This window comes from Microbacterium azadirachtae, assembly GCF_000956545.1.
Lineage (GTDB): Bacteria > Actinomycetota > Actinomycetes > Actinomycetales > Microbacteriaceae > Microbacterium > Microbacterium azadirachtae.
Map to the genome: position 1 here is coordinate 24,845 of NZ_JYIT01000067.1, position 12,235 is coordinate 37,079.

Here is a 12,235-nt window from a genome sequence, read left to right on the forward strand (position 1 = left end):
GGACTCAGGCACCCTTCACTGCGTTGCGGACGTAGACGATGCGACCGCGAGCACCGGGGACGGCGCCCTTGACGAGCAGCAGACCCTTCTCGGCGTCGACGGCGTGCACCGTGAGGTTGAGGACGGTCACGCGCTCGCCACCCATACGACCGGCCATGCGCATGCCCTTGAAGACACGGCTCGGGGTCGAGGAAGCACCGATGGAACCGGGCTTGCGGTGGTTGCGGTGCGCACCGTGCGAAGCGGAGACGCCCTTGAAGTTGTGGCGCTTCATGACACCGGCGAAGCCCTTGCCCTTGCTGGTGCCGACGACGTCGACCAGCTGGCCGGCCTCGAAGGTGCCCTCAACGGTGAGCTCCTGGCCGAGCGTGTAGTCGCCGGCGTCCGCGGTGCGGATCTCGGTGACGTGGCGGCGCGGGGTGACCCCGGCGGCCTCGAAGTGCTTGGCGAGGGGCTGCGTGACCTTGCGCGGGTCGATCTGACCGGCCGCGATCTGCACGGCGTTGTAGCCGTCCTTCTCGGGGGTGCGGATCTGGGTGACCACGTTCGGGGCCAGCTCGATCACGGTGACCGGGATCAGCTTGCCGTTCTCGTTCCAGACCTGGGTCATGCCGAGCTTGGTGCCGAGCAGGCCCTTGGAAATCTTTGCGTTGATGTCGACCATCGTGATCCCCTTACAGCTTGATCTCGATGTTGACGTCAGCAGGAAGGTCGAGACGCATGAGCGAGTCAACGGCCTTCGGCGTCGGGTCGACGATGTCGATCAGACGCTTGTGGGTGCGCATCTCGAAGTGCTCGCGGCTGTCCTTGTACTTGTGGGGCGACCGGATGACGCACACGACGTTCTTCTCGGTCGGAAGCGGCACCGGGCCGACGACGGTCGCGCCCGCACGGGTCACGGTGTCGACGATCTTGCGGGCCGACGTGTCGATGACCTCGTGGTCATACGACTTCAGGCGAATGCGGATCTTCTGTCCCGCCATTGTCTGCTCTCTCTCATTAAGCGTCGTACCTGCCCGGACCGGGTGATCCGGGGGCATTGGACGCGCGACGGCGCGTTCTGCGCCTTCGCACTCCTCCTCCTTGCTCGTGTCGCGGATCCGAGGATCCACTCCGCGAGCCTGTCGAAGGGGCGCACCACTGTTCTGCTGTCAGCCCGGAGCCTCGCGACTCGCGGAAGCCGACCCCCGCACATGACGGGGCCTCGGTGAGGAGGTGTCGGTTGTGTGTTCTGCTGCCCGCGGCCCAGATCCCTGCAGCCGCTTCCCGGAGGAAGGGCGCCGTCTGTGCACTGCCCTGGCAGTGATCCGGCGCACGTCGGAACGCACGCCGGAATGTGGAACCTCAATAGTCTACGTGCAGCCCGGGCGTGTCGCAAACTCGGGCGTGTCGTCGACGGCGTGTACGGCGTGTCGCGGGCGGCGCCGCCCGGCCCCTTCGCTCACCGGTCGCCATTTGCGGTTCTCCAGCGCCCGAACCCGCAATCCGCGACCAGCGAGGCGGCGCTGCCGCGGGGCTCCTCCCATCCCCCCTGTTCGCTGGTCGCCGTTTGCGGATTAGGGGGCGCCAGAGCCACAATCCACGACCAGCGAGCCGCGAGACATCTCCTACACAGGGATACCGTCGATCTCGTTGTGCACGGTTCCCGCGATCGGCCCTCGGGGGTGGAGCGGTGGGACGCATCCTGGCTGACATGCGCTACCCGGATCCACTCCCCTCCTCCCTCGGAGACGCCTTCACGCGGGCCGAAGGGCTCGCGGCGGGCCTGTCCGCCTCACGATTGCGGGGCTCGGATCTCGTGACGCCGTTCCCCGGCATCCGAATGACCGCTCGAGCGTACGAGGACATGGACGACGGGGATCCGTTCACCGATCCGATCGCCGAGTCGGTGCGGCGTCTGTCGCACGCCTATGCGCTCTGCCTGCCGCCGGGCGTTCACCTCAGCCGCTCCACGGCTGCCGCACGCTACCGGATCCCCCTCCCGACGCACGCCTTCCCGATGCGAGGAAGCCCCTCACTCCCCGAGGGCGAACGCGTGCTGATCGAGGCCACGATGCCCGCACCCGGCCGCGCACCCCGAGGACCCCGCGTGCGTGGACACCAGACTCTCGCATCGTTGGAGCCGGTGACGCTGCTCGACGGTATTCCGATCTCCACGCCCGCAGCCACGTGGGCGTCTCTCGCAGACCGCCTCGGCATCGATGCGCTCGTGGCGGTCGGCGACGCGATCGTGCGGATCCCGCGGATCCCCGGACCGTTCGGGCGAGTGCTCCACGCACCGTTGGCCACATTCGAGGATCTCGACGCGGTGATCCGCGCCGGTCGCCGGATCGGGATCCGGAAGCTCAGGGAGGCGCGCACGCTGATCCGCATCGGGTCGGCGTCACCCCAGGAGACCGCGTTGCGGCTCGCACTCACCACCGGCACGGGCCTGCCCGCACCGGCCCTCGACGTCGACGTCTCCTCCCGCGGCGAGTTCCTCGGCTGCAGCGAGATCGCCTACCCCGACCATCAGGTCGCGGTCGAGTACGAGGGCGACTACCACCGCACCGACCGTCGACGATGGGCGAAGGACATCGACAAGTATCAGGCGTACACCGCCGCGGGCTGGCGAGTGGTCCGGATCACCGCCGAGCACCTGCGCCGCCCCGGCGAACCCGCACGCCGCGTGCGCGAGGCGCTGCGCCAGGCGGGACGGACTCTATGAGCCACAGAACCGGCTACCAGTTTGCGGTCGTCACGGTGGGCGTCACCGTGACGAATTGTGTTCCAGACAGGGTCCGGGTGCCGCCGATCGTGACCGGGAAATCCCCATTGCCGATCGAGCCCGACCCGTTGAGCCGGAAGCTCAGGCTGCTGGTCGAGCCCGCGGACGTGCTGCCCGTGAAGGTGAAGACGTAGGTGACCGTGTCGCCCGATGAACTGGCGCTGGTGAAACTCCATCCCGCCCCCGAGACGACCGTGGCCGCTGTCGGTCCGCTGCCGATCAGAACGTGCTTGTTCGGCTTCTGCTGAACGCTGAAGGTCAGCGTCGCGTTCGTCACCGCTGCCACCCCAGCCGGCGGAGTGAATGAGGCGGTGCCTGCAAGGTAGGCGCTGGTGTGCGTACCCGCGTTGAGGGTGGCGCTCATGCCGCTGAACGGCACGATCGGTGCTCCGAAGTCGATGCCCTTGGAGATCTGGCAGGCGCCCTTGGTCCACACGGCGCTTCCCGTGTAGCCGCCGGTGAAAGAGCCTCCGAACGAGACGGTCGTGCCGGTGGCTCCGGTGATCTCCAGCTGGACGTTGCCGTTGGCCAGGTTGGTGCGCGTGATGGTGGTGCCGGACGTGGTCTGCGCCGGCACGGTGATGCTGGGCCCACCCGCCTTCGGCACCAGGGTGATCACGAGCGACCACCCCGTCAGCGGCTGGGCACCCCCGGCCTTGTTGACGCCGAAGGTCGCGGTGTAGTTCGACCCCGTGGCGACGATCCCCGCCCCGCCGACGCTGAAGTCGGCGCAGCCGCTCGCCGCATAGGCCGGCACGGCCACCGCCGCGGCCAGCACCGGCACGCTCCAGGCGGCACCCCTGAGCACGGCTCGACGGCCGATCCCCGCGTTCTCGGTCATGATGTCTCCCAGATGGCTTCCGCCTACATCGAGCTCGACCGCATCCGGTCCCATCCGGATGCGAGCTCAGCGCCCCAGCGCTTGGTGTCCCGCCCTCATGACAGCGCATGGTCGCCAGGCCCCCAACGCCATCCGGCGCGAAACGACGCGTGCGGACGCAGAGGTGTCGCGTTCGGCACGACTCCCACGGCGGCCTCGGCCGAACGCAGGGCGTCAGCCGGCGAGACGCACACCCATGCGCACCACCGACGGCGCGGGCAGCCCCTCGCGCACCATCGCCCTGGCCAGCGGCGAACCGCCGGAGAACCCGACGCGGTGCGCGATCTCGTCGATGCTGGACGTCCCGGTCGGATCCTCGCTGAGCAGCCTCACCGCGGCATCGAGGCGCGCGTGCCGCACCTCCCGCGCGATCGTCGTGCCCTGTGCGTGGAACTGCCTCTCCAACTGACGGACCGAGAGGTTCACCGCCTCGGCGATGCGCCGCGAGCTGAGCGCCGGATCGGCGTGCATCCGCAGGATCACCGAGAGGGCACGCCGCATCGGGTTCGGCGCCTCCTGCACCGCCTCGACGGTCAGCAGGCGAGCGACCATGTCGCGGATGAGCAGCTCGATATGCGGATGGGGAACGCCCATCGCCTCACGGTCGACCGCGAGCACGACCTCGGCGGCGAAGGCGATGACGCCGCTGAGCAGAGTCTCCCCGCCTGCCGCGACCCGCACCCCCGGAGACACCGTCTCTCCTGGCGGCAGGGCGAGCGTGATCGAGACGAGGTCGCTGGGGCGCAGTACCGCCGCCATCGCGGAGCTGTCGGACATCAGCAGAGCCCCGTTCTGCGTGATCTCGAATGGGGACGATCCGCCCCGGACGGCCACGCGACCCCTTCGCACGCCATGCACGGAGAGCATCCCGGCCCCCGCCGTGAGCGAAAGCACGCCCCCGGTCGCCCTCGTCGAGCGGATCCGGATGTCCCCGAAGGTGCGCTCCACGACCTGCGTAGCCGGCCCGGTCGACACGGCGGTCATCGCTCCGCCTCGGCGAGCACCTCGTGGAGAGGCGCCGCGTCCGGGTTCGCGGACACGTATCCCGCGTTCTTGCCGACGTAGCCGCCGCCGTAGTAGCCGTAGCCTGCACGATCCATTCCCTTGACCGGGATCCGGTTGATCACGATCCCCAGTGCCACTGCCCCGGCCTTGGCGAGGTTCGACAGCGCCTTGCCCAGCTCGTCGATGTGCGTGCGCCCCGCCCGCACCACCACGATGGCGCCATCGGCCTGGTTCGCGAGAATCGCCCCATCGGTCACGGGCAGCAGCGGCGGCGCGTCCACCAGCACGATCGCGTGCTCGCTGAGCTCGCGCAGCAGGTCCCGCATCACCTGTGTGCCGACGAGCTCGCTCGGGTTCGGAGGGACCGTGCCCGACGTCAGCAGGTAGAGGTTGCGATGCCACGCGGTGCGCTGCAGGACCTGGCCGATCTGCGCACTGCCGACGAGCACATCGGTGAGGCCCGCCGCCCCGCTCACCCCGAAGCTCTCCGCGACGGTCGGCCGACGCAGATCTCCGTCGACGAGCACCACCCGTCGTCCGGATTCGGCGATCGCCAGCGCGAGGTTGGCCACGACGGTGGACTTGCCGTCGCCGGGCACGGGGCTGGTCAGGACGATGACGCGCGGCGGGTCGTCCACATGCAGGAACTGGATGTTCGTCCGCAGCTCGCGCAGCGCCTCGGCCAGTCGCAGATGCTCGTTGTCGGCTCGTGCGCTCGAGGTGCTGATCAGGCGACGACCGGCGCCGGCGAGGACGTCGTCGACCGGCAGGGTCCCGACCACGGACACGTCGTAGGTGCTCTCCACCGCGGCGGCGGAGCGGATCCGCTTGTCGACCGTGCTGCGCACCAGCGCCCATGCGATGCCGAGCGCGAGTCCGATGAGCGCGCCGAGGAGAAGGTTCAGCCTCAGGTTCGGCGAGCTCGGCGCACTGGGCAGGACCGCGGTGTCGCCGGGGACGAGCGCGACCACCGCGGCACCGGCCGGATCGCCCTCCGCCGGCGCGGCGGCTCCGCCCTCAGTCAGCACCTCCCCGCTCTCGAGCTTCTGGACCTCGACGGCGAGGGCGCGGATCCAGGCGTTCGCCAGATCCTGCGCCTGCTGCGGCGTCGCCGCCTGGGCCGTGATCCGCAGCGTCACGGTGTCGAGCGGCACGGATGCCGAGATCTGGTTGACGAGCGTCTGCGGAGTGGTCTTGAGATCGAGCTGGCCGATCACCGCCTGCGCGATCGTGCGGTTCTTGGCGATCTCGACGTAGGACTTCGCGCGCGACTTCGCGTAGGCGTCTCCGAGCGAGGCGATGCCCGTGGATCCGCCGCTCTGCGAGACGACGAACCCGCTCGCGTCCGCGGTGTACACCTTCGGCATCAGCGCGCTCACCCCGAACGCGACGGCCAGCCCCAGACCGATGCTCAGCGCGATCGCGCCCCAGTGCCGACGTACGAGACGCCCATAGTCTTCGAGATTCACATCTGCTCCCCAGCAGCATCAGACAAACCCGCTCGTCCTCCCACAGGACAGTCGCAGTATATCGAGCACGACGAAGGGCGGGGAGCCCGTGCTCCCCGCCCTTCGCGAGATGTCAGTGCGACGCGTCAGGCGTCACTCGTTGCCGACCTGCTTGTCGAGGTTGTCGCGCACCCCGTCGATCTGCTCGGCGGCGCCGGGAGCGACCTTCTTGGCGAGATCCGCAGCGCCACCCAGAACGGTGTCGCTGATGCCTTCGGCCTGCTCGCTGTGCAGCAGCTCCTCGACCTTGTCCTTGTTCTCCTCGAAGAACTCCTTGCCCTTGTTCACCGCGTCGTTGATGGCGTCACCGAGACCCATGGGGTTTCCCTCCCTAGATCGAGCCGACTGTCGGCCCGCACGTCGCCATTCTGCCGCTCAGGACCCCGGAACGGAACCCTTGGCGCACCACGTGTCGGCAGATGAAGCAGCATCGACGTGGGGCGGATTTCCCGCCCCCGAACGCCGCCCGACAACGACACAGGGGCCGGGCCCGAAGGCCCGACCCCTGTGCGCAGAAGCAGATGCTTACTTGATGACCTTGGTCACCGTGCCGGCGCCGACGGTGCGGCCACCCTCACGGATCGCGAAGCCGAGGCCCTCTTCCATGGCGATCGGCTGGATGAGGTCGACCTTCATGTCCGTGGTGTCACCGGGCATGACCATCTCGGTGCCCTCGGGCAGCGTGATGACGCCGGTCACGTCCGTGGTGCGGAAGTAGAACTGCGGACGGTAGTTCGTGTAGAAGGGGTTGTGGCGGCCACCCTCGTCCTTGGACAGGATGTACGCGGTGCCCTCGAACTCGGTGTGCGGGGTGATCGAACCCGGCTTCACGACGACCTGGCCGCGCTCGACGTCCTCGCGCTTGGTGCCACGGAGGAGAAGACCGCAGTTCTCGCCGGCCCACGCCTCATCGAGCTGCTTGTGGAACATCTCGATACCCGTGACCGTGGTCTTCTGCGTCGGGCGGATGCCGACGATCTCGACCTCGGAGTTGATGGCGAGGGTGCCACGCTCGGCGCGACCGGTGACGACCGTGCCACGACCGGTGATCGTGAAGACGTCCTCGATCGGCATCAGGAACGGCTTGTCCTTGTCGCGCACCGGGTCCGGGATGGACTCGTCGACAGCCTCCATGAGCTCGACGATCGACTGCACCCACTTCTCGTCGCCCTCGAGAGCCTTGAGGCCCGAGACGCGCACGACGGGGGCGTTGTCGCCATCGAAGTCCTGCGACGACAGCAGCTCGCGGACCTCGAGCTCGACGAGCTCCAGGATCTCCTCGTCGTCGACCATGTCGCTCTTGTTCAGCGCGACGAGCAGGTACGGCACGCCGACCTGCTTGGCGAGCAGCACGTGCTCACGGGTCTGAGCCATCGGGCCGTCGGTGGCGGCGACCACGAGGATCGCGCCGTCCATCTGAGCCGCACCGGTGATCATGTTCTTGATGTAGTCGGCGTGACCGGGCGCGTCGACGTGAGCGTAGTGACGCTTCGGGGTCTCGTACTCGACGTGCGAGATGTTGATCGTGATACCGCGCTGACGCTCCTCAGGAGCGGAGTCGATCGACGCGAAGTCGCGCTGAACGTTGGTGGCCGACGGGAACTTGTCGGCGAGCACCTTCGAGATCGCAGCGGTGAGCGTGGTCTTGCCGTGGTCGACGTGACCGATCGTTCCGATGTTCACGTGCGGCTTGGTCCGCTCGAACTTGGCCTTAGCCACTGGGTCCTCCTCAGGACGTCATGTAGGGGCACCGGGCACTGGATTGTGACCGCTTTCCTACGGGTTTGATTCTCAGTTTAGTAGAGAGACGATGTGAAGTTGTCTGAGTGCCTGGGCGGCGGGATCCGAATCGGTCCCTGAGGTTCTCGAAGGGTGGTCCCTGAGGTTCTCGAAGGGCCGAATCAGATCCCGACGCGCAGGCTCCTAGGGCTTACTCGCCCTTGGTCTTCTGGATGATCTCGTCGGCGACGGCCTTCGGGACCTCGGCGTAGCTGTCGAACTCCATCGAGTAGACGGCGCGGCCCGAGGTCTTCGAGCGCAGGTCGCCGATGTAGCCGAACATCTCGGACAGCGGCACCGACGCGCGGACGACCTTGACGCCCTGGGCGTCCTCCATCGACTGGATCTGGCCACGACGCGAGTTCAGGTCGCCGATGACGTCGCCCATGTACTCCTCGGGAGTACGGACCTCGACGGCCATCAGCGGCTCGAGCAGCACGGGGTTCGCGCGGCGCACGGCCTCCTTGAAGCCCATGGAGCCGGCGATCTTGAACGCCATCTCCGAGGAGTCGACGTCGTGCGACGCGCCGTCGATCAGGGTCGCCTTGACGCCGACCATCGGGTAGCCCGCGAGGGCTCCGGTGGCCATGGCGTCCTGGAAGCCCTGGTTGGTCGGCTCGATGTACTCGCGCGGGATGCGGCCACCGGTGACGCTGTTGACGAACTCGTAGGTCTGCTCCGCGGTCACCTCGAGGGGCTCGATGGTGAACTGGATCTTCGCGAACTGGCCCGATCCACCCGTCTGCTTCTTGTGGGTGTAGTCGTGCTTCTCGACGGCCTTCTTGATCGTCTCGCGGTACGCCACCTGCGGCTTGCCGACGTTGGCCTCGACCTTGAACTCGCGCTTCATGCGGTCCACGAGGATGTCCAGGTGCAGCTCGCCCATGCCCTTGATGGTCGTCTGACCGGTCTCGGGGTTGAGCTCCGTGCGGAACGTCGGGTCCTCTTCGGCGAGCTTCTGGATCGCGGTGCCCAGCTTCTCCTGGTCGGCCTTGGTCTTCGGCTCGATGGCGACCTCGATGACCGGCTCCGGGAACGTCATCGACTCGAGGACGACCGGGGCGGCCGGGTCGGCGAGGGTGTCACCGGTGGTGGTGTCCTTCAGGCCGATGACGGCGTAGATGTTGCCGGCGGTCAGCTTGTCGACCGGGTTCTCCTTGTTGGCGTGCATCTGGAAGATCTTCCCGATGCGCTCCTTCTTGCCCTTGGTCGAGTTGATGACCTGGGCGCCCGACTCAAGCTCGCCCGAGTAGACGCGCACGTAGGTGAGACGACCGAAGAACGGGTGCACGGCGACCTTGAAGGCCAGGGCGGAGAAGGGATCCTTCGCGTCGGGGTGACGCTCGATGATCTTCTCCTCGTCCTTCGGGTCGTGCGCCTCGATGGCCGGGATGTCCAGCGGCGACGGCAGGAAGTCGACGACGGCGTCCAGCATCGGCTGCACACCGCGGTTCTTGAACGCGGAGCCGCAGAGCACCGGGTAGATCTCGCTGGCGATGACCATCTTGCGGATGGCGCCCTTGATCTCGGCGACGGTGAGCTCCTCGCCGCCGAAGAACTTCTCGAGAAGCTCCTCGTCGGTCTCGGCGACCGTCTCCAGCAGCTGCTGGCGGTACTCCTCGGCGCGGTCCTTGAGGTCGGCCGGGATCTCCTGCACCTCGTACGAGGCGCCCATGGTCACGTCACCCTTGGCATCGCCGGGCCACACCAGGGCACGCATCTCGATGAGGTCGACGACGCCGACGAAGTCGTTCTCGGCACCGATCGGCAGCTGCAGCACGAGGGGCTTGGCGCCGAGGCGGTTCACGATGGTGTCGACGGTGTAGTAGAAGTCCGCGCCGAGCTTGTCCATCTTGTTGACGAAGCAGATGCGGGGGACGTTGTACTTGTCGGCCTGACGCCACACGGTCTCGGACTGGGGCTCCACGCCCTCCTTGCCGTCGAACACGGCGACCGCACCGTCGAGGACGCGGAGCGAGCGCTCCACCTCGACCGTGAAGTCCACGTGACCGGGGGTGTCGATGATGTTGATCTGGTTCTTGTTCCAGAAGCAGGTCACGGCGGCAGACGTGATCGTGATGCCGCGCTCCTTCTCCTGCTCCATCCAGTCGGTCGTCGACGCACCGTCGTGGGTCTCGCCGAGCTTGTGGTTCACACCCGTGTAGAACAGGATGCGCTCGGTCGTCGTGGTCTTACCGGCATCGATGTGCGCCATGATGCCGATGTTGCGGACCTTGCTCAGGTCGGTGAGCACTTCTTGTGCCACGGGGGTGTCCTTATCTTCTTGCTGTCGTTATGCGACGAAGGAAAGTGTGGGGTGCCGGGATCGGATCCCCGATCCTTCGGCCCTTCAGCCCTTCGAGAGCCTCAGGGACCGAGGGACCGAGGGACCGGCGATCCGATCCCGGCCCGACTGGATGATTACCAGCGGTAGTGCGCGAACGCGCGGTTCGACTCGGCCATCTTGTGGGTGTCCTCGCGGCGCTTGACCGCGGCACCCAGGCCGTTCGAGGCGTCCAGGATCTCGTTCTGGAGGCGCTCGGTCATGGTCTTCTCACGACGGCTCTTGGCGTAGCCCACGAGCCAGCGGAGGGCGAGGGTGTTCGCGCGGTGCGGCTTCACCTCGACCGGGACCTGGTAGGTCGAACCGCCGACGCGGCGGCTCTTGACCTCGAGAGTCGGGCGGATGTTGTCGAGAGCCTTCTTCAGGGTCGCGACGGCATCCTGGCCGCTCTTCGCCTCGACGCCGGTGAGGGCGCCGTAGACGATGGCCTCAGCGAGCGACTTCTTGCCGTCGATGAGGATCTTGTTGACCAGCTGGCTGACGATCGGTGCGCCGTAGACCGGGTCGTTGACGACGGGGCGCTTGGGGGCGGGGCCCTTACGAGGCATCTAACTCAACCCTTCTTCGCGCCGTAGCGGGAACGAGCCTGCTTACGGTTCTTGACGGCCTGGGTGTCCAGGGCGCCACGGACGATCTTGTAGCGGACACCGGGGAGGTCCTTCACACGACCACCGCGCACGAGCACCAGCGAGTGCTCCTGCAGGTTGTGGCCCTCACCGGGGATGTACGCGGTGACCTCGGTGCCGTTGCGGAGCTTCACACGAGCGACCTTGCGCATCGCCGAGTTCGGCTTCTTCGGGGTGGTGGTGTACACACGGGTGCACACGCCGGCCTGCTGCGGGTTCGACTTCAGAGCGGGAGCCTTGGTCTTGGAGACCTTCGGCGAACGGCCCTTGCGAACCAACTGCTGAATAGTTGGCACTGCTTCTCCTAGTTGTGCTGCACGGTGACAGCGTGATGGGTTTCACATCAGACCCGCCCGCACGCCGAGGACGACGTGCGTGTAGATGGTGGGTATGCCGTGGGGGCGGAACCGGCGAGTGCCGGCGCCCGGTACGCGCGCGTCAAGACACACGCATACCCGCTCTATGGTAATGCGCGGTAACACGGTCGGTCAAATGGACGCGGCGCGGCGCGCCGGGCGACGCGGAAGCCGTCGAGCCGCGCCGGCGGATCTGCCCTGGCCCCGGGGACTCAGAGCGTGTCGGGGTCGAAGGGCGAGTCCAGCGCCTCGGTGAGCTCGGCGAGCATCGCCTCGATCTGGGGCTCGACGTATTCGCTGATCGCCGCCTGCACGCGCAGCCGATGCCGCAGCAGCAGTCCGCAGATCTCCCGCCCCACGACGTTCGCGTAGTCGTCGGCCAGCGCGACCTCGTGGCGCAGCGCGGCCTTCGCCTCGTCGCTGAGCGGCGGCAGAGGCGGCAGCTCGCCCGCGTCCTCGTCCGCCATGCCGGCGAGCGTGAACAGGAACGGCGCACCCGGCACGGGATCGGGATCCAGCGGCATCCCCTCGTACTCGGGCTCGAGATCCTCGGTCGGGCGATAGGCGCGGGCGCGGTTGCGGGCGGCCTGCTGGTCGAGCTCGCCCTGCAGCATCGGCAGGTTCAGCGCCGTGTACTCGGCGACGGCGTGGTCGACGATCGCCTTGATCCGGGTCGAGAGTCCGTGCTGCACGCCGTGCGGGACGTTCGCGCCGATGCCTGCGGCCGACAGCACCGGGGACCCCAGGCAGCGGCGGCACGGCGCGACCCTGCCGCGATGGGTCGCCGGCTCCCAGCGGGGCACCCAGCGGAGCCAGGCCTCGACGGCCTGGTCCACCTGCGTCTCCAGCGAGCGCTCCACGACACCAGCGTACGGCGCGGACACGCCCGGGCGGCGACGGCACGCGAGATCCGCGGCGCGCATGCCGGGGTCCCCCGGGTCAGGCCGACGTGACCGGGAGAAGGTCGACC

At 67.9% G+C, this 12,235-nt stretch carries 12 protein-coding genes; 1 reads left to right on the forward strand and 11 read right to left on the reverse strand.

All coding sequences use genetic code 11. From position 1 onward, the window contains the following. Positions 1 to 4 precede the first annotated feature (4 nt). A complete protein-coding gene (rplC, locus tag RL72_RS06060; RefSeq protein ID WP_045249926.1) occupies positions 5 to 664 on the reverse strand; it encodes a 50S ribosomal protein L3 in 660 nt (219 codons plus the stop codon). A 10-nt stretch (positions 665 to 674) separates the two neighbouring features. Continuing rightward, a complete protein-coding gene (rpsJ, locus tag RL72_RS06065) occupies positions 675 to 983 on the reverse strand; it encodes a 30S ribosomal protein S10 (protein WP_017201594.1) in 309 nt (102 codons plus the stop codon). A gap of 839 nt (positions 984 to 1,822) precedes the next feature. On the opposite strand from rpsJ, the gene RL72_RS06070 reads away from it, so the two are divergent. Beyond that, entirely contained in the window at positions 1,823 to 2,707 is an 885-nt protein-coding gene (locus RL72_RS06070; protein WP_156156718.1) for a hypothetical protein, read from the forward strand. A 13-nt stretch (positions 2,708 to 2,720) separates the two neighbouring features. On the opposite strand, the gene RL72_RS19105 is transcribed toward RL72_RS06070, so the two are convergent. The 9 genes from RL72_RS19105 to RL72_RS06115 form a co-directional block, all read right to left on the reverse strand. Then, on the reverse strand, positions 2,721 to 3,608 hold the full coding sequence (locus RL72_RS19105) for a hypothetical protein (RefSeq protein ID WP_139168342.1): 888 nt from the start codon (positions 3,606 to 3,608) through the stop codon (positions 2,721 to 2,723). Between the two features lie 213 nt (positions 3,609 to 3,821). Then, positions 3,822 to 4,631, reverse strand: coding sequence for a helix-turn-helix domain-containing protein (locus tag RL72_RS06080; RefSeq protein WP_045249927.1), 810 nt, complete (start codon positions 4,629 to 4,631; stop codon positions 3,822 to 3,824). After that, positions 4,628 to 6,121: a tyrosine-protein kinase domain-containing protein gene (locus tag RL72_RS06085; RefSeq protein ID WP_052674224.1), complete on the reverse strand. Its 1,494-nt coding sequence runs from the start codon at positions 6,119 to 6,121 to the stop codon at positions 4,628 to 4,630. Before RL72_RS06085 ends, RL72_RS06080 begins: the two co-directional genes overlap by 4 nt. 132 nt (positions 6,122 to 6,253) lie before the next feature. Further along, a complete protein-coding gene (locus RL72_RS06090; protein ID WP_045249928.1) occupies positions 6,254 to 6,478 on the reverse strand; it encodes a hypothetical protein in 225 nt (74 codons plus the stop codon). 207 nt (positions 6,479 to 6,685) lie between these two features. Next, positions 6,686 to 7,879 carry an elongation factor Tu gene (gene tuf, locus RL72_RS06095; protein ID WP_045249929.1) on the reverse strand — a complete coding sequence of 398 codons (1,194 nt, stop codon included), beginning with the start codon at positions 7,877 to 7,879 and terminating at the stop codon, positions 6,686 to 6,688. A gap of 211 nt (positions 7,880 to 8,090) precedes the next feature. Continuing rightward, on the reverse strand, positions 8,091 to 10,205 hold the full coding sequence (fusA, locus tag RL72_RS06100) for an elongation factor G (protein ID WP_045249930.1): 2,115 nt from the start codon (positions 10,203 to 10,205) through the stop codon (positions 8,091 to 8,093). A 155-nt stretch (positions 10,206 to 10,360) separates the two neighbouring features. Continuing rightward, positions 10,361 to 10,831, reverse strand: coding sequence for a 30S ribosomal protein S7 (gene rpsG, locus RL72_RS06105; protein WP_045249931.1), 471 nt, complete (start codon positions 10,829 to 10,831; stop codon positions 10,361 to 10,363). 5 nt (positions 10,832 to 10,836) lie between these two features. Then, complete coding sequence (gene rpsL / locus RL72_RS06110; RefSeq protein ID WP_013584051.1) at positions 10,837 to 11,205, reverse strand: 30S ribosomal protein S12; 369 nt, start codon at positions 11,203 to 11,205, stop codon at positions 10,837 to 10,839. Between the two features lie 272 nt (positions 11,206 to 11,477). Further along, positions 11,478 to 12,125, reverse strand: coding sequence for a hypothetical protein (locus RL72_RS06115; RefSeq protein WP_045249966.1), 648 nt, complete (start codon positions 12,123 to 12,125; stop codon positions 11,478 to 11,480). Positions 12,126 to 12,235 lie beyond the last annotated feature (110 nt).